18 protein-coding genes and 1 pseudogene are annotated in these 23,949 nt (G+C 34.7%); 15 read left to right on the forward strand and 4 right to left on the reverse strand.

Annotated features, from left to right (window positions below):
• Positions 1-2 precede the first annotated feature (2 nt).
• Positions 3-1,493, forward strand: coding sequence for a tripartite tricarboxylate transporter permease (locus CD001_RS09450; RefSeq protein ID WP_096187260.1), 1,491 nt, complete (start codon positions 3-5; stop codon positions 1,491-1,493).
• Positions 1,483-2,916 carry a bifunctional 2-methylcitrate dehydratase/aconitate hydratase gene (locus tag CD001_RS09455; protein WP_096187261.1) on the forward strand — a complete coding sequence of 478 codons (1,434 nt, stop codon included), beginning with the start codon at positions 1,483-1,485 and terminating at the stop codon, positions 2,914-2,916. Before CD001_RS09450 ends, CD001_RS09455 begins: the two co-directional genes overlap by 11 nt.
• Positions 2,917-3,410: 494 nt before the next feature.
• On the opposite strand, the pseudogene CD001_RS27285 reads toward CD001_RS09455, so the two are convergent.
• A pseudogene (locus CD001_RS27285) lies at positions 3,411-3,591 on the reverse strand (ATP-binding protein); the annotation flags it as partial.
• Positions 3,592-3,922: 331 nt separating this feature from the next.
• On the opposite strand from CD001_RS27285, the gene CD001_RS09465 reads away from it, so the two are divergent.
• The 11 genes from CD001_RS09465 (at position 3,923) to CD001_RS09515 (ending at position 16,395) form a co-directional block, all read left to right on the forward strand.
• Entirely contained in the window at positions 3,923-5,041 is a 1,119-nt protein-coding gene (locus CD001_RS09465; protein WP_096187264.1) for a CdaR family transcriptional regulator, read from the forward strand.
• Positions 5,042-5,703: 662 nt separating this feature from the next.
• A complete protein-coding gene (locus CD001_RS09470; protein WP_096187266.1) occupies positions 5,704-6,849 on the forward strand; it encodes a glycerate kinase family protein in 1,146 nt (381 codons plus the stop codon).
• A 103-nt stretch (positions 6,850-6,952) separates the two neighbouring features.
• A complete protein-coding gene (locus CD001_RS09475) occupies positions 6,953-7,999 on the forward strand; it encodes a TRAP transporter substrate-binding protein (protein WP_096187268.1) in 1,047 nt (348 codons plus the stop codon).
• A 116-nt stretch (positions 8,000-8,115) separates the two neighbouring features.
• Positions 8,116-8,607 carry a TRAP transporter small permease gene (locus CD001_RS09480; protein ID WP_096187270.1) on the forward strand — a complete coding sequence of 164 codons (492 nt, stop codon included), beginning with the start codon at positions 8,116-8,118 and terminating at the stop codon, positions 8,605-8,607.
• Positions 8,608-8,636: 29 nt separating this feature from the next.
• Positions 8,637-9,926 carry a TRAP transporter large permease gene (locus tag CD001_RS09485; protein ID WP_096187272.1) on the forward strand — a complete coding sequence of 430 codons (1,290 nt, stop codon included), beginning with the start codon at positions 8,637-8,639 and terminating at the stop codon, positions 9,924-9,926.
• Between the two features lie 74 nt (positions 9,927-10,000).
• Complete coding sequence (locus CD001_RS09490; protein ID WP_096187274.1) at positions 10,001-11,104, forward strand: zinc-binding dehydrogenase; 1,104 nt, start codon at positions 10,001-10,003, stop codon at positions 11,102-11,104.
• 18 nt (positions 11,105-11,122) lie between these two features.
• Positions 11,123-12,013, forward strand: coding sequence for an HpcH/HpaI aldolase/citrate lyase family protein (locus tag CD001_RS09495; RefSeq protein ID WP_096187276.1), 891 nt, complete (start codon positions 11,123-11,125; stop codon positions 12,011-12,013).
• Between the two features lie 16 nt (positions 12,014-12,029).
• On the forward strand, positions 12,030-13,433 hold the full coding sequence (locus CD001_RS09500; RefSeq protein WP_096187277.1) for an aldehyde dehydrogenase family protein: 1,404 nt from the start codon (positions 12,030-12,032) through the stop codon (positions 13,431-13,433).
• Positions 13,434-13,505: 72 nt separating this feature from the next.
• Complete coding sequence (locus tag CD001_RS09505) at positions 13,506-14,492, forward strand: D-2-hydroxyacid dehydrogenase (protein WP_096187279.1); 987 nt, start codon at positions 13,506-13,508, stop codon at positions 14,490-14,492.
• A 358-nt stretch (positions 14,493-14,850) separates the two neighbouring features.
• Complete coding sequence (locus CD001_RS09510) at positions 14,851-15,840, forward strand: HNH endonuclease domain-containing protein (RefSeq protein WP_096187281.1); 990 nt, start codon at positions 14,851-14,853, stop codon at positions 15,838-15,840.
• A gap of 159 nt (positions 15,841-15,999) precedes the next feature.
• Positions 16,000-16,395, forward strand: coding sequence for a DUF3427 domain-containing protein (locus CD001_RS09515; protein WP_096187283.1), 396 nt, complete (start codon positions 16,000-16,002; stop codon positions 16,393-16,395).
• Between the two features lie 131 nt (positions 16,396-16,526).
• Here CD001_RS09515 and CD001_RS09520 read toward each other — a convergent pair whose 3' ends face one another.
• Positions 16,527-17,795 carry a DNA cytosine methyltransferase gene (locus CD001_RS09520; RefSeq protein WP_096187285.1) on the reverse strand — a complete coding sequence of 423 codons (1,269 nt, stop codon included), beginning with the start codon at positions 17,793-17,795 and terminating at the stop codon, positions 16,527-16,529.
• A gap of 98 nt (positions 17,796-17,893) precedes the next feature.
• Here CD001_RS09520 and CD001_RS09525 point away from each other — a divergent pair, with 98 nt between their 5' ends.
• Positions 17,894-19,618 carry a hypothetical protein gene (locus tag CD001_RS09525; RefSeq protein WP_096187289.1) on the forward strand — a complete coding sequence of 575 codons (1,725 nt, stop codon included), beginning with the start codon at positions 17,894-17,896 and terminating at the stop codon, positions 19,616-19,618.
• Positions 19,619-20,232: 614 nt separating this feature from the next.
• On the opposite strand, the gene CD001_RS09530 is transcribed toward CD001_RS09525, so the two are convergent.
• Complete coding sequence (locus tag CD001_RS09530; RefSeq protein ID WP_096187290.1) at positions 20,233-20,997, reverse strand: TIR domain-containing protein; 765 nt, start codon at positions 20,995-20,997, stop codon at positions 20,233-20,235.
• Positions 20,998-21,070: 73 nt separating this feature from the next.
• Between CD001_RS09530 and CD001_RS09535 the strand changes: the two genes are divergently transcribed.
• A complete protein-coding gene (locus CD001_RS09535) occupies positions 21,071-21,364 on the forward strand; it encodes a hypothetical protein (protein ID WP_096187292.1) in 294 nt (97 codons plus the stop codon).
• A gap of 891 nt (positions 21,365-22,255) precedes the next feature.
• Here the strand turns inward: CD001_RS09535 and CD001_RS09545 are convergent.
• Entirely contained in the window at positions 22,256-23,452 is a 1,197-nt protein-coding gene (locus CD001_RS09545; protein WP_257009760.1) for a PcsB-like coiled-coil domain-containing protein, read from the reverse strand.
• Positions 23,453-23,949 lie beyond the last annotated feature (497 nt).

The following is a 23,949-nucleotide window of genomic DNA, read 5'->3' on the forward strand; positions in this document are numbered from 1 at the left end:
CATTGCTAGCTGATATCTTGTACGGATTTAGTGTTGCATTGCAACCTGAGAATTTGCTGTTCGTTTTTATTGGAGTTACGGCAGGTATGTTAATAGGGGTTATCCCTGGATTAGGTCCGATTAGTGCAATCGCTCTTATGATCCCTATTACGTTCGGTATGAACCCTGCAACTGGATTGATTTTAATGGCTGGTGTTTATTACGGAGCTGTTTTTGGCGGTTCGACTTCATCAATCTTATTAAATGCACCTGGAATATCTGGGACCGTTGCTACGTCATTTGACGGTTATCCATTAGCAAGAAAAGGATTTGCCGGGAAGGCACTGGCAATTGCTGCATGGGCCTCCTTCGTCGGGGGAACGCTCGGGTTAATCGGATTAATGGTATTAGCACCTGTTCTCGCAGCGTTTGCTTTAAGCTTCGGACCGGCAGAGTACTTTTCATTAATGGTATTAGGCTTAACTGCTGTCATTTCTCTTTCTGGAAAGTCGATTGTAAAAGGGTTAATAGTGGCAGTACTCGGAGTGATGATTTCAATCGTCGGATTTGATCGTCAAACAGGGACGCTCAGATATACGTTTGGTTCGAGTAACTTATATGATGGAATCGACTTTTTGATCGTTGCTTTAGGAATATTTGCTATTGCAGAAGTGATGATGATGCTTTTAACGAAAGTGAACGATCAGAAGAAACAAATAGGCTCACTAAAGCTGAAAAAAGCAGAAGTGAAGGAATTAAGTGTGCCGACTTTAAGAAACTCGGTGTTAGGTTTTTTTACTGGTGTTTTACCAGGAGCAGGTGCAACGATTGCATCTTTCTTAGGCTATTCAATGGAGAAACGTTTATCAAAGGATCATAAAACGTTTGGAAAAGGGAATATCAAAGGGATTGCGGCCCCAGAGTCAGCAAATAATGCAGCGACTAGTGGTTCGTTTGTTCCGTTGCTGACTCTTGGCTTACCTGGATCATCAACGACTGCCGTTTTATTAGGGGCATTATTAGTTATGGGAGTTGCTCCTGGCCCACTTATGTTCCAAGAAAGACCAGATGTGTTCTGGGGCGTTATCGCAAGTATGTATATAGGAAATATGTTTTTGTTATTTTTAAATCTGCCATTAATTCCGTTATTCGCAAAGATTCTTGAAATTCCTAGAGCAATTCTAATGTCATTGATTGTCATTTTTTGCGCAATAGGAGTATATAGTTTGAATTTTAGCGTTTTCGATCTGTACTTATTAGTGTTCTTCGGTTTAATTGGCTTTTTTATGAGAAAATACGGCTTCCCGCCTGCCCCTTTAATATTAGGTCTCATCTTAGGAGCAATTATGGAGAGGTCTTTACGACAAGCGCTACAGCTGTCTCATGGGGATTGGAGTATTTTATTTACAAAGCCGATTTCATTAACGTTATTTATTTTAGCAGTCATTTCTGTAGTCGGTCCGTTGATGAAAAGATTAGCTTCAAAACAAAAGGAGGAGACCTATGACAGATAATACAAAACAGCAGAAGGACATTATTTTAAAACAAATTGCTAATTACACGAATGATTATCAAGTTAAGAGTGAAGAAGCGATTAGTACGGCAAGATACGTATTAATGGACACATTAGGCTGTGGAATCCTCGCGCTAAACTATCCTGAGTGCACGAAGCTGCTAGGTCCGATCGTTAAAGGGACAACAGTGCCAAATGGAAGCCGTGTCCCCGGCACTCAATTTGAATTAGACCCGGTAAAGGGTGCATTCGATATCGGCTGTACCGTTCGTTGGCTTGACTATAATGATACGTGGCTTGCTCAAGAGTGGGGTCACCCATCTGATAACTTAGGGGGCATTGTTGCAGTCGCTGACTATATGAGCAAAAAAAATCTTCATGTCGGAAAACCTCCACTAACGATGGGGGATGTGTTGGACAGTTTAGTGAAAGCACACGAAATCCAAGGTGTTTTAGCTCTCGATAATAGCTTTAATCGTGCAGGTCTTGACCATGTTTTGTTAGTGAAGGTCGCTTCAGCTGCCGTCGTTACAAAGCTACTTGGTGGAGAAGAGAACGAAATTGAAAATGCCCTTTCTCAAGCCTGGCTTGATAATTCAAGTTTAAGAACATACCGTCATGCTCCAAATACGGGTTCAAGAAAATCATGGGCAGCTGGAGATGCAACGAGCAGAGCTGTAAGACTAGCGATGATGACAATGGAAGGAGAGATGGGCTACGAAACACCATTAACTGCTGAAAGGTGGGGCTTTCAAGATGTCCTGTTTAATGGAGAAAATATTACATTAGCTCAAGAACTCGATTCATACGTCATGGAAAATATTTTATTTAAAATTTCCTATCCAGCTGAATTTCACGGACAAACCGCAGTAGAATGTGCGATTCATTTACATCCTCAAGTGAAAGATAAACTAGATGATATAAAGGAAATAAAACTAACGACACAAGAGTCAGCTGTAAGAATTATTAATAAAACGGGTCCGTTATATAACCCTGCAGATCGTGATCATAGTTTGCAATATATGGTAGCAATCGGTTTGATTTACGGTGAATTACATGCTGATCACTATGAAGATGAGACAGCTGCAAATCCATTAATCGATACGTTGCGTGACAAAATGATCGTAGAAGAAGATGAGCGGTTTACGAAAGAATACCTGGACCCAGGAAAGAGATCGATCGGAAACTCAATTCAAGTCGTATTCAATGACGGTTCTGCAACAGACAAAATTTCAATCGATTATCCACTAGGACATCGGCTTCGAAGAGATGAAGGAATACCTAAACTACTGGAAAAGCTAGAAAACAACTTACACACGAGATTCCCGAAGCATCGAGTAAAGAAAATGATGGATGTAACGAATGATCTCGACCAACTCAGATCAATGAAAGTTAACGAGTTTATCGATATGTTTGTCATCTAATCTCTGAAACGAACAAATGAAACAAAAACCAAAGCCAGCCTCTAATCGCATCGATTGGAGGTTGTTTTCATGACTTCAATTCACTACTGATCAAAAAGTTTAATAGTAATTTTGCGACAAAATAAGGCATATGACCTATCTATTTGGAATAATAGTAAAAAATACTGAAATTAGTAAGGGAACCAAACTTTGGTTGGGAATTATGTTGCAAGGAGGAAGCCATAATGAATGTACAGCCAATTATTAAAGAAAATCTTTATCAAAATCAGCTTTATTAGTAGTATAGTAGCTGTCTGTTATAGAAAAAAATCAACACAACTATTACTTAAAAAGTATTAGAGCTTCTTATTATGAGAATTTTATACCACACGAAAATAAATAACTTGTTATTTTACATTCGAAGTGTATGATCGTTTATTTTTAAAAAACTTTTTTGTACACCGTTCCATCAAAACGGAACGGTGTTATGCGTGTTTTGAGTTTCAAAATTAAACTAACAACTCTCCCCATTGTTCGAGTCCTTTATTTGATGTAAGAATAACTCGAACTCGTTCGTATAGATGTATTAACGAATTGGAAGAACAGATTTGCCTCGTTCTGGTCCATTGTCATAAACATGAGGTCATCAATTATTATTAAATCTGCCTCACGAATCCGTTTCATTTTTAACTGTGTCTATAAAGGTATTACTCTGTGTTTAATAGCGGTACATGGATAGGTTACACTTGATTGGACAAGTTAGTTAAGGACATATACACTTGGTTCAAATAAAAAGCCGAATAGAATTAAAATGGCCAAACGAGAAAGAAGAAGCTTTTCTACGATATGAAATTATCAAAGAATACGAGCTGATGCCATCTGTCTTTGATAAGTGGGTTCGTTAACACCGGGACAGCGGATCTTTTGAAGAGAAAAACAAACGCACACGAGTGATACAAACCACTAAAATAATCTTAATATTCAGAACTTTTTTGGTTTGTAATCGTTGCGAAAGGAGGGGTGTCTTATGTACTTAAATAAAAAGATAGCAGAAAAAATTATTCAAGATATGAGAAGTGTTGTAGACTATCATATTAACATCATTGATAGTAATGGATTCGTTATAGCAAGTACCAACGCTCGAAGAGTAAACAGTTATCACGAAGCGGCTCATATGATTATTAGAAACAATTATCATGAATTAATAGTAGAATATGATGAACAGTATAAAGGTTGTAAGAGTGGAGTCAACTTGCCAATCTATTTTTCTAATGAATTAATTGGGGTTGTTGGGATTACTGGTAATTCTCAAGAAGTGGCTAAATATGCTCGAATCATTCAAAAAATGACGGAAATGATTATGTATGAATTTTTTGATCTTTGGAATCGGAATAATCAAGAACAAATTAAGCTTGTATTTGCTAACGATTTAATTAGCGGGAACTTCCTTACATCACTTTTTGACATTGAGGAACGTTTGCAGCAAAATAACCTAAATGTTAAAGGGTCCTTCACAGTGGCTTTAATAAAGTATTCAAATCACAAAGATAAGAATAGTAATCGTAAATTGAACACCGTTCGACATAATATCGTAAAAAAATACATTTCTGATAAATTAGGATATAGATATTCTTTAGTTTCTTATAACGGAGAGTTTTTTGTCGTTATAACCAATTTACACTTAAGTGATCTCAGTAAAGAATTGGAGTATTTATGTAAAAAGGTTAGAGAAATTCATAGTGTATCACTACTATGTGCAATAGGGAACACACATGAAACATACGAGGATATACCAAAATCGTATAATGAAGCGCTAAGCATTTTTCAGTATTTAGGTGATAATGTGGGTGTTTATCAATTCAGCCAAACATCGCTTAATCTCACAATTAGCAAAATTCCAGAGAGTTACAAAATCACATTAAAAAACCAAGTCTTTTCTAAATGTAATCAAAAAGAAGTAGAAGAATTTACTGGTTTTATAAAAAGTTATTTTATATATAATGGTTCATTAAATAAATTAGCTAAGAAGTATTATATTCATAAGAATACAGTACAGTATAAAATTCAAAAGATTAAGGAGAAAACAGATTACGATTTACGTGTATTTAATGACATGGTTATATTGTATTTAGCATCCAAGTTTTAATAAGCATTATATGAGTGTCTACTGAAACAAACACAAGCAAATATCTCCCTGCACATTATATTTTTACTAAGCTAGTCTATGAAAATCCCAAAGTGTGGGGTGACTTTACTTTTTGATTCGTCTAAAAATAATGAGAGTTATAAATGTTACATTTTGAAAAATACCTCTACCTCCTCAGGCAGAATAAAGGAATAAACTCTTTGTATTATCTTCTTCACTGATATTTTTTCAGCCCCTAGTATTTAGAATAATTTCACAAGTAACGATTCACTCTGATAAAAGTTATGAATTTCAATAGTTCAGCCAAGGAGCAGCTGCGTTTTTGCACAAGTCGCTGTACTTCTATAGTCCGATTATGTCCTATATAACAATTGGAATAACACAAATGAAGTATAAGAACAAAAGATACATAGAAATTCTTTTTAAAACACGGATTCAGGGATAAGAATAAGTATAATTAATAGAAAAATTTCTAATGTGAAATATAAAACAAACTAGAAATTTATTATAAGGAACATATAAAGATCACTATATATATTATCTATAACATATCATCAGAAAAGTCTCTAAATTATAATAATTCATACAAATACCAGTTGTATTGACGTTTTAGATTTAAATATGTAAACGGTAACAAATTGATGTAAGAGAGGTTATGTGTAATGAAAGTAGTTATTGCAATTGATTCATTTAAAGGGAGTTGTACAACTTTTGAAGCTGCAAGTGCAGTGGAGAGGGGACTTCGTTACTATCGTGATGATATAGACACTGTGAAAGTCCCGATTGCAGACGGAGGGGAAGGAACAGTCGATATTCTAGTAAAAGCACTAAATGGAAGGTATGTCGAAGCTAATGTTTTAAATCCAGTTGGGAAAAAGGTTAATGCTAAATATGGTATTCTTCCAGGCGATATTGCTGTCATAGAAATGGCAACTGCATCTGGATTGGCGCTAATAACAAAGGAAAAATATAATCCACTAATTACAACAACCTACGGTACCGGAGAGTTAATTAAAAATGCAATGGATCAAGGGTGTAAAAAAATATATATAGGCCTTGGTGGAAGCGCTACCAATGATGCTGGTGCTGGTATGGCTCAAGCAATAGGAGTTAGTTTCAAAGATAAAGACAATCAAGAAATTGGTTTTGGTGGGGGAGAACTAATAAATGTTGAAACAATTGATACTTCCGCAATCGATGCTAGAGTTAAAAACACTGATATTGTCATGCTTTCTGATGTGACAAACCCCCTCTGTGGTAAGAATGGAGCTTCAGCTGTATACGGGCCTCAAAAAGGGGCATCTGGAAGAACGATTGAAATATTAGATCGTAATTTAGAGCACTTTGGAGAGTTTATCAAAGAACAAGTTTCGATAGATGTTTTGGAAATCCCCGGAAGTGGTGCTGCTGGAGGATTAGCAGCCGGTCTATTTGCATTTTGCAGTGCAAAATGCCACTCAGGTGTCGAAAAAGTAATAGATATTATTGGCTTAGAAAAACACCTTCAAGATGCAGATTTGGTAATCACAGGTGAGGGGAGGATTGATTTTCAGACAATTAATGGAAAAGTACCTATTGGTGTAGCTAGAACAGCAAAGAAATATGGTATTCCTGTTATAGCGATAGTTGGAAGTATAGGAGAAGGGGCAGAGGTTGTTTATAACTATGGGATAGATGCGATCATCGATATTGTTTCTGAACCGATATCACTTGACAAAGCTCTAGAAGAGGGAATTTCATTAATTGAAAAAACAGCCGAAAGAACAATGAGAATTTGGGATACTAGTGAGAATAGTAGAATTAGTTAAAAAGTAGTACAGAAAGGGCAATAAAACGGAGCATGTTTTTTAACTTATATTATGACTGGTAGGCTTAATATCAAATAAATAAAGATTAGGAGGTAATCAGATTATGATTAAGAGGAATAATAAATTATTATCATTTTGTGGTATGGCAGTATTAACTGGGGTATTTTTAACTGGCTGCGGTGAATCAAGTGATGAGTATAGTAGTTCTGGGGATTCAGGTGAGTACAGACTTGGAATGGTAGCAGCACAAAATAGTGTCCAACACCAAGCTGCTGAAATGTTTGCTGATTTAGTTAACGAAAAATCAAACGGAGAAATTTCTATTGATGTTTTTCCTGCAGGTCAAATTGGTAGTGATGAATCACTGGGGCAAGATCTTGCTCAGGGCAACTTGGAGTTTGCATTTATAAATCAAGGTTCACTATCTGGAATGGACCAATTACTAGATTTTCATTACTTACCTTATATCGTTTCTAACTATGAAGAAGCAGATGAATTGTATTATGGGGATGGTATCATTCCTAAAACAATGAGAGAAACGTTATCTGAATATGGAATCAAAGAACTTGGTTGGTATGAACTAGAATTCAGAGGTTTATCAAATTCAAGAGGAAAAGTAGAAACACCAGAGGATATAGCAGGATTATCTTTAAGAGTACCTGGTTCTCAAGCGATCATGGGATTCTTTAATGCTGTTGGTGCACAAACGACTACAATTGCAATGCCAGAATTATACACTGCCTTGCAACAAGGAACTGTTGATGGACAAGATAATGGTTTGTTGATTACATACGATAATCAGCTTCATGAAACAAATGAATATTATACAAGGTTAAACCATGTATTTGCTACAGGTACAATTGCTATGAGTGAGGAAATCTGGGAAACAATGTCTGAAGAAAATCAGGGAATACTGAAAGAAGCTGCAGAAGAAACACAAGAATGGCAGGTTGCAAATCAAAGAGAAGAGACTGAGAGTTATGTACAGGTGATGGAAGAAGAAGGCGTTGAAGTTATCGAATTAACGGAGCAACAAATCGGAGTATTCCAGGAAATAGGTATGGAGGTTTGGAATAGCCTCCATGATGTATATGGAAGTGAAAGGATAGAGGAACTTATTGAAGAAGTTGAAGAACTAAGAGATCTATAACAACGAGCGAAGGGTTATTTCTATTACCTTCATAGAGATGTCATGGTGAGTAATGGAATTGAATCATTTCTATCGAAGGGATAAAAATGATTTGTATGGGAAGGTGAGTACAGTTGTTGTCTATATATTCAAAACTTGAAAATGTATTATTCCACATTGAAAAAGCTATTGTAACTTTGATGATGGTGATCATGTTTATCACCGTATTTTTACAAGTACTTGCGAGGTTCTTCAACCTTCCAATACGAGATACTAGCGATATAAGTTTAGTATCATTTGCTATTATGACTTTTATTGGTGCAGGTCTGTTGGTCTACACTAAAGGACATATTTCTATTGAACTTACTAAACTTATTAAATCAAAGAAAATAGTATTCACATTTGACCTGTTAACGAATATTGCAATGCTTGTGATTGTTGCCGTTATTTTAAACATGGGGTACTCATTACTTGCCTATTCCATTGATAGCCGTGAAGCGACAATGGCATTACGGATTCCTATGGCTATTCCGTACTCAGCATTAGTTGTTGGGCTAGTTTTGATGCTTATTCATACAATAGGGAATATCATCGAGTTATTTAGCAATAAAAAAGGTATTGTTGCTTAACAATCTAAATAAAAGCGAGGGTAAATGAGATGGTACTTACAATAATGGTAGTATTACTCTTCATTTTGTTAATACTAGGTGTCCCAATTGGGTTTACATTTGCTCTTTCTGGCTTCTTAGGTGGCTGGCTAGCAGATTTACCACTAGGTATCGTAGCAACAGCACCTTATTATGCTGTTGCATCATTTCCTCTATTAGCGATTCCCTTTTTTATACTAGCAGGCGAATTAATGAATAGGGGGAAACTTATTGACAAATTGGTAGATGTAGTTGAACTTTTCTTTTCATGGTTACCAGGACGGCTAGGTCACGTAACACTAGTATCAAGTGCTTTTTTAGGAGCTATGACTGGATCATCAGTTGCTACCGTTGCTGCTATTAGTAGTAGTGTGGGAGAAAGAATGATGGGGAAAGGGTATAAAAGAGGTTATGTAGCCGCTTTAACAGGGTGTTCTGGATTGTTAGGCGTTCTCATTCCACCATCAATTCCGCTAATTGTATATGGGGCTGCAGTTGGTGTATCTGTCTCCTCACTTTTTTTAGCAACGATCGTTCCTGGAATCATGATGACCGTTATTTATATGATTGTTCACCGGATTACTCTTCCTAAGGTAATTGATACTGAAGGTATTGGTGAAAAAGAAAAGAGTTCAAGTTTTGATAAGGACACGTTTAAAAAAGCTCCTAAGTTAATGTGGAAATCGCTGCCTGCGATGATTCTTCCCGTTATTATTTTAGGTGGGATTTACTTAGGGGTTACAACACCAACGGAAGCAGCAGCAATCGCCGGTGTTTACGCGTTGGGTGTCATTCTATTTGGGAGAATAGTGAAGTTTTCCCAATTACCAGACATTTTTTATCAGGCAACACTTATTTCAGTTTCAATCATGTGTATAATCGCATTTGCAAGCGTCTTTAATAGAATTATGACGTTGATGCAAGTACCACAAACAATATCTGAATTTACAACAACTGTTACTGAGAATCCGATCTTGTTCTTGATTTTTGTTAATCTTCTCTTATTTGTCGTTGGAATGTTTATGGAAACAAATGCAGCAGTACTTCTCATGTCTCCTTTATTGTATCCTTCAGCAATGAGTTTTGGTATTGACCCCATTCATTTTGGGATCATACTTGTTACAAATATTCAAATAGGTTTAATTACACCACCTATGGCAGCAAATATTTTCGTTTCAGCAAGAATTAATAAGTCTAATATAGTAGAGATGTGGCCATACGTTTTGAGATTTTTAGTACCAGCAGTAGTAGGGTTGTTAATCATCACATATTTTCCTGCTTTAACATTATGGTGGCAGTAAAGCTAAAAGAAAATACCGTCAATTTAAGGGTTAGTAGATGATAATTTATAGAAAGTTAAAGGGAGGGTTTACTAATGAAAGGTAAAGTTGCAGCAATGACGGGGACTCGGGAAGTCGAAATTAAAGAATATGATGTCCCTAAAACAGATACAGGTTGCGTAACAATGGAAGTGATTAAAAGCAATATCTGTGGCTCAGACATTCACATGTGGGAAGGTAAACATCCTTTTAAAAATCATGTCCTTGGACATGAAATGGTTGGAAGAGTGCTAGAACTTGGGGAAGGTGTGACGACGGATTATGCAGGAGAAGAGGTGAAAGTTGGGGACCGTGTTGTTCCAGTTTACTATCTTACATGTCAAAAATGTGAAGCATGTTTAAATGGACATTTTAATATTTGTACTCATGGTAGCGACTTTCAAGGTCAGCATGCTGAAAAATATCCACATTTTACTGGAGGATTTGCAACACATTATGTGATTCAAGCAAACCAATATTTTTACAAGGTACCTGAGAATGTTCCTGATAATGTTGCATCTGGAGCAAACTGTGGGATCTCACAGATGGTATACGCTATAGACACTTCCGGTCTTAAAATTAACGACACCATAGTTATTCAAGGAGCCGGAGGTTTAGGACTATTTTCTTCTGCGATCTCTAAAACGATGGGAGCAAATGTCATAATTATTGATAGTATAGACTCGAGACTCGAAGAAGCAAAAGAGTTCGGAGCTGACCATGTTATTAATATGAAAGAGTTTGATACCGTTGAAAGACGTATCAATGAGATTTCACGTGTGACAAATGGAAAAGGTGCAGATTTTGTTCTAGATGTTGCCGGTGTGCCTGCAGCGTTTGATGAAGCGGTACGAATAGCAAAAATGGGTGGAATAATTCTTGAACTTGGGAATGTGGGTATTGATGAAAGTCAAAATGTATCGATTTTACCTGGGTTAATTACACGTAAGTGTTTAACTGTAAAAGGTATACTGCGATATCAACCATGGTACCTCCATAAAACATTACAGTTTCTTGAGAAATATAATGAGCAATACCCATTTAACAGTTTGACGGACAGATCTTACAGTTTAAAAGAGTCACAATTAGCAATAGAAAAAGCGGCAACAAAAGAAGTGACTAGGGCGATTATTGAGCCGAACAAGGTAGAGAAACTATAAAAATAGGTGGTGAAGGTCTTGGCACTAAATTCAGTGAGAAGATCGTTATTATATGTACCTGGCAACTCAGAAAAAATGATCAATAAAGCTCTTAACATAAACGCGGACAGTGTGATTCTTGATTTAGAAGACGCAGTAAGTGTGTCTGAGAAGGGATTTGCTCGGAAGACTGTTAAAAAGAGTATACGGAATTTTAAGAAAATTGGGAAAGAAATAATTGTCCGCATAAACGACATAAAAACACAACATGGGGTCTTAGATCTAGAAGCAATCGTTGAAGAATTACCCAATACAGTCATTGTTCCAAAAGCGGATAAAGAGGCGATCTTAATATCTGATATTTTAATCAAGTCGACTGAAAAACGCTACGGTATTGAAAACTTTGAAATAGGTATTATTCCTTTGCTAGAAACAAGTTATAGTATTGTTCATGCTTATATTATTTTATCCAGTTCTGATCGGATTTCTGCTGTACAGTTTGGGGCAGAAGATTTAACAAATGAACTGGGAATCGAGAGAACGAGGGAAGGAAAGGAAATCGAATATGCTAGAAACGTGATTGCTCAAGCTGGGAATGCATGCAATATTGATATTCTTGATACCCCATTTACAGATATCGAAGATGATGAGGGCTTAATAAGTGACACAATGTTTGCAAAAAGTGTCGGGTTTACAGGTAAAACATGTATCCATCCAAAACAAGTAGAAATTGTGAATGATATTTTCACTCCTGCTTCCCAAGATGTAGAGAAAGCAAGGCAGTTAATCAATACATTCGATGAAGCAGTGAACGCAGGAAATGGCGTCTGTATGTATGAAGGAAAAATGATTGATAATCCAATTGCTGACAGGGCAAGAAGACTTGTAACAAAAGCTGATCAAATCTTAGATTATAAATCTAAAGTGTAAATGGAGGTTTGTCTATATGACTAGTACAACAAGTGAATTAACTGATATCTCTAGGTTAATAGAAAGGGCAAGGAATGCACAAGAGACGGCAGAACAGTATAGCCAAGAAAAAGTAAAACGTATTGCAGCGAGTGTAGGCTGGTTCGCTGTAAATAAAGCAGATGATTGGGCGAATTATATTTATGAAGAGATAAAATTAGGAGATATCCAAAGTAAAATTAACAGAACCCAAGCACGAGCTAGGGGGATCATGCGTGATATTAAGGATGCGAAAACTGTCGGTGTGATCGAAGAAGATCATGAAAAGCAGCTTGTGAAAATTGGTAAACCAGTTGGTGTTGTTGCTTCGTTAGTTCCGATGACTGTTCCTGAAGGTGTCGTTTTTATTGGCATGATGAATGCGATTATGGGAAGAAATGCAATGATCTGTGCTCCACACCCAAGGGCAAAGAAAACTACGAAAAAAGTTGTAAGTGATATTAGACAATTATTTAAACGAATTGGAATACCAGAAGATTTGCTTCTTTGTGTTGAAGAACCAACAATTGATAAAACAAATGAATTAATGAAGCAATCTGATCTTGTTGTTGCAACTGGCGGTGCTGGGATGGTTAAGGCAGCATATTCATCTGGTACACCAGCCTATGGGGTAGGTGCAGGGAATGTCGTCGTTGTCATTGATGAAACAGCAGACCTTAAGACTGCAGCCAATAATATCATGGAAGCACAATTAAATGATTTAGCAAGCGGATGTTCAACAGAGAATGGTGCTGTCATCCAGGAAGATATATACAATAAAACCGTAGAAGAAATGGTTGCTTCTGGAGCTTATCTTTGTAATGAAGAAGAAAAACAAAAGTTACAAGAAGCACTATGGAAAGATGGGCACTTAAATCCAGACTTAATCATTAAGCCAGCAACGTTCATCGCAGAAAAAGCAGGGTTTCAAATACCTGAAGATCGAACTTGGTTAATTGTAGAAGAGAGTGGTGTAGGCCAGGACCATCCATTCTCAGGTGAAAAATTATCTGTTGTTGTTACATTATATAAATATGACACATTTGAGAATGCTATTAAACTAGTTAATAACATTCAAGCATACAGCGGAGCAGGACATTCATGTGGAATTCATAGTAAAGATGATGACCGTATTTTAAAATACTCTCTTGAAACGAAAACAAGTCGAGTTGCAGTAAACATGCCTGTAGGAAAATCGAATGCAGGAAATTGGAATAATGGAATGCCATTTACGATTAATCTCGGTTGTGGAACATGGGGAGGCAACATCACTTCAGAAAACATTACTCATAAGCACTACATTAATACTACTTGGGTTGCAAGAGAAATAAAAGGTTTCACAGCTCCAACGGACGAGGAACTGTTTGGGAATGTAATGAGGGATAAAAACATACTAGATTAAATTCTTAATGATATTTTAGACAGTCTTTCTTATGAGAATAAAGTTATTTCTTTTGAGATAAAGGAGGAGGAAATGTTAAAAGCTGTTGTATTAGACGGTTACACATTAAATCCCGGAGATTTAGATTGGTCACCATTAAAGGAATTAGTTGATGTGACAATTTATGATCGGACAACATATTCACCCGATGACTTATCATTGTTAATTGAACGTGCAAACGATGCTGATATTATACTAACTAATAAAACACCAATTTCAGAAGAGGTGATACAGAATTTACGGAGATTAAAATATATTGGAATGCTCTCAACTGGTTATGATGTTGTGGATGTGAAAGCTGCTAAGGAAAATGATATTTTCGTAACAAATATTCCAGCCTACGGAACAGAGACAGTGGCTCAGATGGCGATAGCCATGCTCCTTGAAGTATGCAATCATGTTGGAGTTCATAATGCAGCTGTTAAACGTGGGGAATGGTCAAAAAATGATGATTGGTGTTTTTGGAACCAACCATTGATAGAGCTAGCGGGTAAAACTATTGGCATTATTGGCTATGGCCGTATCGGTCAAGTAACTGGTCGAGTAGCTCAAGCTTTAGGGATGAAAGTATTAGCCTATGCCCGAAACAAAAGGATTCGACAGGAAAATGAGAATGTTAAAATCTGTGAGGAACTTGATGAATTATACAAATATTCAGATGTTATAGCATTACATTGTCCATTAACAGATGAGAATAGAGGTTTTATTAATGAAGAAAGCATTAATAAAATGAAAGATGGAGTAATTATTATTAATAATTCAAGAGGACAATTAATAAATGAAGAGGACTTAGCAAAAGCCCTGAATAGCAACAAAGTTGGTAGAGCAGCTCTTGATGTAGTATCAACTGAACCAATCGAGGAAAATAACCCTTTACTTTATGCAAAAAATTGCATTATTACTCCACATATTTCCTGGGCGACAAAGGAAGCAAGGAAAAGATTATTAGATATAGCGATAGAAAATTTAAAACGATATCTAGAAGGGAATCCAACAAATATAGTAAATGACATGTCGTAATAAAATATTGCGTACTGTATATAATCAAGAAGAGTTTATGATAACGACCGGTAGTAGGACCTAAGACTATATGTATAAAATCTTAATGGAAAGAGAAGAGGAGTGTTTATCATCTAATCATTGAAAAAAACGAATGAAACAAAATCAAAGTAGCCTCTAATCGACAAGATTGGAGGTTGTTTTCATATCTTTAATTCACTACTGATCAAAAAGTTTTATAAAAATTTTGCGGCGAAATAAGGCGTATGACCTATGTATTTGGTATAATAGTAAAAAAAATACTGAAATTTGGAAGCTGGGACGCTTCTTCACAGATTTGAATAAGAAGAGAAGCCCCTATATTAAAGGTGTGAAAGACATGAGTCACAAGTTAAAAGTAGGTGAGTTACAAGAAACCTATTTAACGGATGAAGATATTTGGAGAATTTTTACGATTGTTTTGTCGAGTAAATCGGTAAAATCATCAACCTATAAATATGCTTTAATCAAAGCATTGATCGAAAACTTATACCAAGTCAATGACAACCTTGTGCTAACTTATGACCAATTAGCCTATTCATTTACAAAGATTTATTGGAACTTAATCGTTCATCATAATCTAGTGAAACAAAACAGAGGGAAAAATGCGAGAGTTGTAACCATCATTAAAGACATACAGGTAAAGAATGCAATTCCTACAGAAATAAGTTTTGATAAAATTGACGCCAATTTACAAGTAGCGTTAGTGAGTAAAGTGAAATCAACAATGAAAGAAAATGTGTATGGTGCACTTTATGGTGATACAAAAGGTAGCTTCTATGCGTTTGATCACAAAAGGGAATATTTAAAGATTAATGCTGCTGTTCATCGTTTTATGTTGAACTATCAAAGGCTTATTGTGAACCTTACTAACTATCATATGGCAGCAATGATCGAACAGCTAAATGAAGTACCGAGTATTAATTATCTTCTTGGTAAGGTAGAAAGTATTGCAAAACGTTCATCATTACGTCCATTTGAAAAAATATTGCTACAGTACTTTCAGCCTAATTGTTTCTATTGTAATAAGGAACTAACTGGGAAAAAGAGAGAAATCCAAGTCGATCATTTTATCCCATGGTCATTTGTTCAGTCAGATAACATTTGGAACCTTGTCTTATCTTGTAACAAGTGTAACAGTTCCAAAAGTGATAAGCTGCCGAACGACCTTTATCTTGATTACATAATAGATAGAAATAATGAATTAAATGAACAAAAGGATGATCAAAACATTAGTAGTTTAATGACTAATTATAAACAGAAGAAAATCGTTATGCTCTATGATTATTCCATGAAAAATGGATACGATGAAGTTTGGAGCCCTAGATGAAATAGGGAAAATATTATTAACATATGGTATAAAATGGATTTTGGGAAAATTAATGATTATTCCATTAACTCTCATTTCGGGAAATTTAAAGTAATATAAGGGAAAATAAACATAAGGAATTTATATTAATCTTAAAATTGTTAAAAGGAGGGGCTAGTGGTGGCTAAATCCACTTTAGAAATAGGGATGACATATAAAAGAAAAGACATATATAAACTTTTTAAAGTTCCTATAGAGCAACAAAATGGTAATTGGAATACTGGTTATAATAGATTTCATGATGACTGGTTTATATTTGCAAATATTAATACTTCTGGACGAACAGGGCACGATTATAAAAATAGATTATTAGGGAATAAATTTGAGTGGTTCGGAAAGAACGGTTCTAAATTAAATCATAGCTCAATACAATCTTTAATTAATCCAGTCGGAAAGATATATATATTAATTCGTAGAGATAATAAGAATCCTTATTTCACCTATATTGGAAATGGTGAAGTAAAAGAAGTATATGATGAAAGTCCAGTTAGGCTTATTTGGAATATTTTACTGTAATAAGAAGAACGTGTATATTTTATAAGAATCCAATTAACATCTTTACACTGTTTCTCCTCATTTTATATAGTTAATAATAATAATATTATAGAGAATGACTTTGGAAAAATCCAAAGTCATTCCATTTACTCTTAAATTAGAGGTAACTGTTGAAAGGATTGCCTTTTATCTTTTAGAAATTCCATGTTTGCAGCACTCCATTCCGCTATGGGGCGAGAAATAACCCTTGCTAGCTCAACTGGGACAGCATTACCTATTTGTTTATATACTTTGTCTAATTTACCGTTTTTACTTATGTTCTCAGATCCATAACAATACTCGAACCAATCTGGGAATGTTTGTATTCTTGATACTTCTTTTATAGAAAGTCGTCGGTGTTTACTTTCTCCTCCTGGTAGTTCCCATTTATCTTTATCGATTTTTTTCATTGGTGGTCCGGAAGGGTGGAGAGGAGCTTGTCTACCGGATGCTTGTATTGTGAAGCTTTGCTCTGTCCATTTCTTTTTTCGGTTTCTAGACAGGTACATTGATGAATAGCTGCCTTCATACCATTCGCCAGGATCGTCTTTTAAATCACCGATAGCATCTTCCAAATTTTTGCGTGCTATTAACTCTTCTTTCTCACCGTGAGTAGGGGCTGGAAAAGTGTAATTATAGTTAATATCCTTCCTTACCCCTACAATGAACACGCGTTCGCGGTTTTGCGGTACACCATAATCAGATGCATTTACTAATTTAAACTGAACTTTGTATCCGGCAGATTCAAAGTCTTGAATAATTTGTTTTGCGACCTCACCTTTTCCTAACGTTAATAAACCTTTAACATTTTCAGCAATAAATAAAAATGGTTTTGTTTGTAATAAACATCTAATAAAGTGGATATATAAAAAGTTTCTTTCATCGTCAATTAATCTTGGACCCGCTTCACTAAAACCAGGACAAGGAAATCCTCCTAAAACAATATCTCCAATAGGAAAGTTTTTTATTTTTCTAATGTCCTTTTCTAATTGGATTACTGTTTTTGGAAAATTTTTCTTAAAGGTTAAGTTTGCTTCTTTAAACATATCTACTGCACATACTACATTAAAGATACTATTGTGCCTTTCATGTATAAATAAACTTTTATTCTTAAGAAGGTTGTTAACTTTTTTTTCACCGAAAATAACATCTAGACCAGATAATTCCAATCCTAAATCTAAACCACCACAACCTGAAAATAAGCTAACAACATTGAATTTATTGGATAAATAATGTATATTTTCAATCTCAACGTGTTCATCTATTTTTTTTATTCTCTGCTGTTCTTCTTCTAGTTTATTAATTAGGAGTTTTTTAACTTCGCTAACATCATAATTTTTTATAGGTCTAAATTTAGCCCGTCCTCTAGATTCAAGTTTCATAAAAATCACCTCGTATGTTAAAATTTTATCATTAAACACGAGAATCGCCCAATTTTACTTTGGAAAAATATTATACAATCTTCAAGGAGGGATAATTGTTGAAAGTACAGAAGTCAATTGGAAACGATCATGTAATAAAGGTCGCTGAATTAATAAATAATAAATTACATGGTACCAATTCACAAGCTCAATACGATGATACAGTTTTAAAAACTGTACATTACATTATAAATAAATTCCCTAATTCTGTAAAAGTAAGGTCGAAATTTGCAAGTGAATCTCCGGATAATCATTCAGATATTATGATTACACTGGATAATAATAAAGTAATTAGAATAAATCTTTTTAAAATAAAAGGTCAGGCGAAAATTCAACCAAAAAACTTAGGTGCTCTTAGTTTTCTTAAAAAGTATTTTTTAACAGAAAATCTCCAACAAAGGTTTAATTTATTTATTGAAGAAGAGTACAAAAGGTATTTAAAACAGATTATAAAGACGCAAAAGGTAACAACTAATTATAATTCAATGAGAGAAATGAAAAAAATAGTAAAAAAGATGTTTCCAAAATTTAATGAGGAAATTAATCCCATAAGAAATTATTTCTTGTTCAACTTAAGAGAATATTGTTATGAGCTTTTAAGTGAAGAATATAATAATAGAAATAATGGTATAAATAACGCTTTTAGAAAACTATTACTTTTAGATTCTAAAAACATTATAACACGATACAAAGATGGGAACAAGTGTTTGTCTGTGGAGGAGTTGAATTTTCAAATAGATCCTAATGAAAAAATATATTTATTTAAAAATGGAAAAAACTCAATAGGAATCAGGGTAGGATCAACTGCATTGTTATTGAGATTTAAATTTGAAAGCAACCCTACATCATCTATAAAGTTAGCAACAAGTTATGAAATATTTGAAGTGAAAGATAATGAAATAACACAGAATAATTTAGAGGATATTAAGAGGTTTGAAGAATTAATTTCCCAACATTTCTATCAAAGTGATGGAAATAAAAGTAATGCTATTGGTAAGTGTAATGAAGCAATAACCTATTATCAAGTATTAAAAGAAAATCCAACAATTAATCAAGTTGAACCTGACGAATACAAGCAAATGTTTATTAAATATTCTCCACTTGTTACAAAAAGTACAATTAACAAGATTATTACTACTGCTACTAGTATGAGTAGAGAAATATGTAATTATATTAAGTTGAAGCATGATGAGTTTATTATTGATAGCATTCAACTTGTACCAGATAGTTATTTAGAAGATAGATTAGATACAAGTGATTTAAAAATAGGAATAATAAAACAAGGTAAATTAATAGAAGAAGCTTTTTCATTAAAAGCTTATAAGAAAAGAGTAAAAAAGCTCACTTCAAAAAACCCTGGTGTTGGTACAATACTAGGGGATCAATACTTTGGTATTGGAACAATGAAAGATAAAATTAAAGAAGTTAAAGAGGAGTTTCTTGCAAAGTCAGTTGATCATCAACATTGTTTAGAAGTAATTTCGGGGACTATTGGGGATAAGCTGGGAAGTGCATCACAAAGTGAATTGAAGAGGGGGATACAAGCGTTACTAGGTAAAGCCCCACTCGCTGTATCTTTTTATGAAGATTCTGAGAGTATAGTTTTGGAGCATGGAGATATTAGCACAAAAATTAAAGTAATCAGAAACTATCCATCAAGTATTCAAAATACACTTATCTGGAATGACGATAGAGAAGAATTATCTCTTCGTGTTAAATTTAGTGGTGGTCACTCTAGAGGGTGGACGTCGTTAAAATTATCTTGTGAAGTGAAAATAAATTAAAAAACTATTTAAGTTCTCTAAGGGGGTTTAGAGCAAACTCAAGTTGCTTTAGAAAATAACCTCGATTTCTTAGAGAAAATTAAGGCAAAAAAAAAATTGAAATTTACTCTTATGTTTTTTTAAAAGTGATGTTAATGCTATTTATATGGAAGAAATTTGTAGGAGGGTAAAAACTGAAAACTTTATTTGTTATTTGAATAATTTTAATAAAGAGATTATCGGTAGCCAAATTACTAGTCTGGAAAAAAATGGATTCAAAGGGCATTTCAACACCTTCAGTATTGAGAAATAACACGGTAGATTATTTAGAGGTTTTAAAATAGAAAACGGCTGAAATAAAAGAGACATTAAAATAGTAATTTGTGAAGAAATACACCTAGGAAAGCGTGCGTTAATTCAACAATTATAAATGTTTTACAGAGCAAAATATACATTATTTTATTCATAGGAATGTATATTTTGCTCTTTGTTTCAACTTTGTCTATAAATTAAGACTATGATTTATAATGTCTTGTTTTTAGAGACTGCATTTCGCTTTGAAATAGGGACGATAATCTCCAGTAATGGTATGTCAGTTAGTTCAGAATAAATTGTGTTAATTTACATAAACAGGTTTAAACGTTATACAGATGAAATTCTAAATTAGCCCCTTTTAATTCCTTTAAGAGCGCATATTCCGCCTCTTCAACTGACTGATTATAAGGTATGTAAGCTATTCCATCTATATCAGTGGGTTTTTCGACGCTTGATTTTAAAATGCAACATACTTTTGAACGCCCCAGCTTTCCATAGAAAAAGCCAAGTTCAAATAGTACATTTTGTCTTGCACGAAATTTATGGTTAAGTGATTCTATTGGTGCGTTTTCATATAAAGCTCCTATATCATCAGGCGTAAGCAAAACAATGGCATATGAAACCTCTGAATACTTTTCAAACTTTTCAATCAAGGTTAAACCACTGTTTGCCATTCTATTTAGAACTATTGGTTTTAACCCCACTCTGTTTAAAATCCCTTCTGTCTCTAATAAAGCTGTTTTATCTCTTCCATGAACAATGAATACCTTTTTACTATCTTGTTGATTTTTTTCATTTTGTGGTTTCTGTTCTTTTATTGCAAAGACATTTGGCAACATTTCTTCTAATATGCTTATGTGTGTTATAAGTGAATCATATCCAACATCGTTTATTGTCTTTCCTGTATTTGAATAATGAAAGCTTTCAAATTCAAAAATAGGCAACTCTAATCTTTTCGAGCAATTATTTAAGATTAATACATATCTTTCAAAAGCATCGATATATCGCCACTCTTTATTATAGTTATTGATATCCCTGATCACTTTTTTCAATTGAAATACAGTGTTATTTACTGATTGTTTCAATAGACTTCCCTCCTATTTAAGACGGTAATATATTATAATGCTATTATAAATATTTTCTCATAGGGGCTGTGAAATGGACAGTAGAAGAGAACAAAAAATTAAAATTTTGATACAGGAAATAAGAGAATTCGAGCTGAATTTTAATTCCTATTTGGTAGATTCGGGGTACATTGAATTAGTTGATAGCATTTTAGAAGGAAAAGTGAGGGCTTTAAAATATTATCTTCACTACTTGAATATGGATACTCTTTTAAAAGAATTTGACAATCTTTCATTTGAAAGTGGTCAATCTGTTATAAACTTAGAGATTTTAAGAAATTTCATATTGAGCGAGGTGGAACTGGAATTAGAATATCATAAGGAATAGCCATTATTCGTAAGTAGTTAAATAATATAATTGACATTTGTAGCATTAAATGAGACTAACTATTTAATTTTTGTTTTATTTGGAAGTCTACTTTAGTGTGAATGACGATGTACTTAATGAGCTAACGTGCAGGATGGTAGAACAAGGGTTTACGTTCCTTTTTAAGTAAAGGGGAGAAGAATAAACGGGTGCCTTATGTTTAACTGTAAAGAAAATTATCAGGTCTAGCTGCTGCACAGTACAACCATATTATTCACTAGAAAATAATAAATCGGCAATTGTCAGAGTAGTGTAAGACCAAAAGTAATCCCTCGGCAAAGATAAGAGGATTATGCTTTTTTACTTCAAATTTTTTGATGATCTTCTAATAGTAAACGTTGACAGCAAGTGGTGTTTTATGGGAACTATTGGTACATTCTTAAGGCTGTAATCAAGCCCATTTTAGTACATTTTTCAAATATAAACACACCTACTTTTATGGTTGGCATGATGTATTTTTAACAATAGTGTTCTTAAGTAATAAAAGTTCTGGATTTATTAAAGGCATTGGATATATGTATTTCAATGCCCTAGTTTTTGCCTCTTAAATCACCACGGTGAACCATACCATAAATAAAAGTAACCATTTCATACGTATAATGGGGACTGATTGCTCCCGAATCTCGCAAAATGATACAAAAATAAACGCTTCAACTCCTGAACCAGTGAGTTGAAGCGTTTCATTCAAAAATAGAAGTATATAATTTTTCTCCTGGATTGTTGTCTCTCCAGCGCCCACTCGCTCGAGGTCGCTTCGAACCGTCATTTGAAGTCTAAGTTCGGACTACTTGCATGCCGGTTCTCCAGAGCTTTTAGCTCGTGGGAGAGGGCGCTTGGGCTTTTCCTAATAAATTATTCCAACACGCGTATTTGTACAGGCTGCCTTCCGAATGCTAATGCATCAGAGCGGTCATTCATAAAGATGTCGATTTTATTTCCAACAATGGCGCTGCCAGTGTCTGCAGCTAAAAAAGTTCCAAGCCCTTTCACTTCAACACGTGATCCTAATGGAATGACGTTTGGATCGACGGCAATGACTTTTGCATTAGGGTTTGCTTCTAAGTCAAGTCCCGTACTCGTTACACCTGAACACCCGTCGCAATTTGCCGTGTAAGCTGTCGCTGTGAAGGTCCTCCAATCGTTTTCATCCGAATTTGAACTTTCGTCTTCACTAGGGCTTGTTGAAGGATTTGACCTGCTGACAGTAGGACTGCTATTACGTTTTTCTTCCTCTTTTTTAGCCTCTAACTTAGCTTGCCTTTCAGCTTCTAAACGCGCTTCTTCTTGAAGACGTAATTCTTCAATTTGATCGCGCAGCGAATTCTCTTTAGAAGCTAATTCATGATCCTCATTCATTAATTGACTGATGAGAGCTTCTTGCTCTGCCTCATTCGCTTCCATCTTGTCTCGTAATTGAACTGTTTCTTCTCGTTGTTCTTCAATCTTTTCATGAATTTCATCCAGCTCAATGGCTTGATTGACTAGGTTATGTAACGTTTCTTCATAGTCACTATGCACATCAGCAAGCTCTTGCTGTCTTAATTCAAGCTGTTCGATAAAGTGATTGTCTGCTTCTGCTATTTGGTTGATACTAAAAACGCGACTAACGAAATCACCAAAATTCTCAGCCCCTAAAATAACTTCTAAATAGGAAGCAGTAGACGTTCCATTTCTTTGATAAGATCTAGCTCTATCTTTTAATAACTCAAAACGGTGGTCGATATCTTTCTCAAGTAACTCAATTTCAGATTCCAAATGGTTAATCTCTTCTTCATTGTCCTTAATTTTGTTTTCTATCTCATCAATTCTTTTTTCTTTAGCTTTAATCGCTTCGTCAAGTTCTAAAACCTCGTGATTTAATTGTTCGCGTTCTCGTACTAACTCTAAAAGTAAGTCTTCAGCATCCTCAAGCTCTGATTGGATCGCCTCACGTTCTTCTTGGACTTGCTTCTCTTCATCCACAAGTGCTTCTGTCGCAAAGACTCCGCCAGCGATGAACATATGTATAAATCCGCTGAACATAGTGATTATGATGACTTTTCTTAGCACGCTGTCATCCTCCTCGTATAACTTGTAAAAATAGTAAGCTACATTAACAATACCAGCCAAGTGTGACAACCTTGTAATAGAATTATGATATTTATGTAACAATTTAAAAGTCTATTTTACTATAACACTAGAATGATTTGTGAAACGGGGTGTGATTTCCGTCTAATAGACTAGAAAATGAAAATTGATAGGGGTTAATAATATCGTTCTTATACAGATTATGGGAAAATGAGAGGCTGATTTACTGGTGGGAAGATTCTCTTTTTTTCGGATGCTCTTTTGTTAAAAAAGGGAGATCGTTCCTCTTTAAGATGATGTTCAAAAAGTCCGGTCAATATGGCACATCGAATTTCTTCGTGGTTTGCTTTTCTGATTCTTTTAAAAGGAGCAAATTTCAATTGCTTTTTCTCCGAAGTGGGCGGAGCACTCCTTTACTTGTTCGAACTTAAACTAATCAAGATTTGGAAGAAACTTGTTAAATATTATATTTTTTATGT

Source organism: Evansella halocellulosilytica (genome assembly GCF_002335745.1).
GTDB lineage: Bacteria > Bacillota > Bacilli > Bacillales > Salisediminibacteriaceae > Bacillus_CA > Bacillus_CA halocellulosilytica.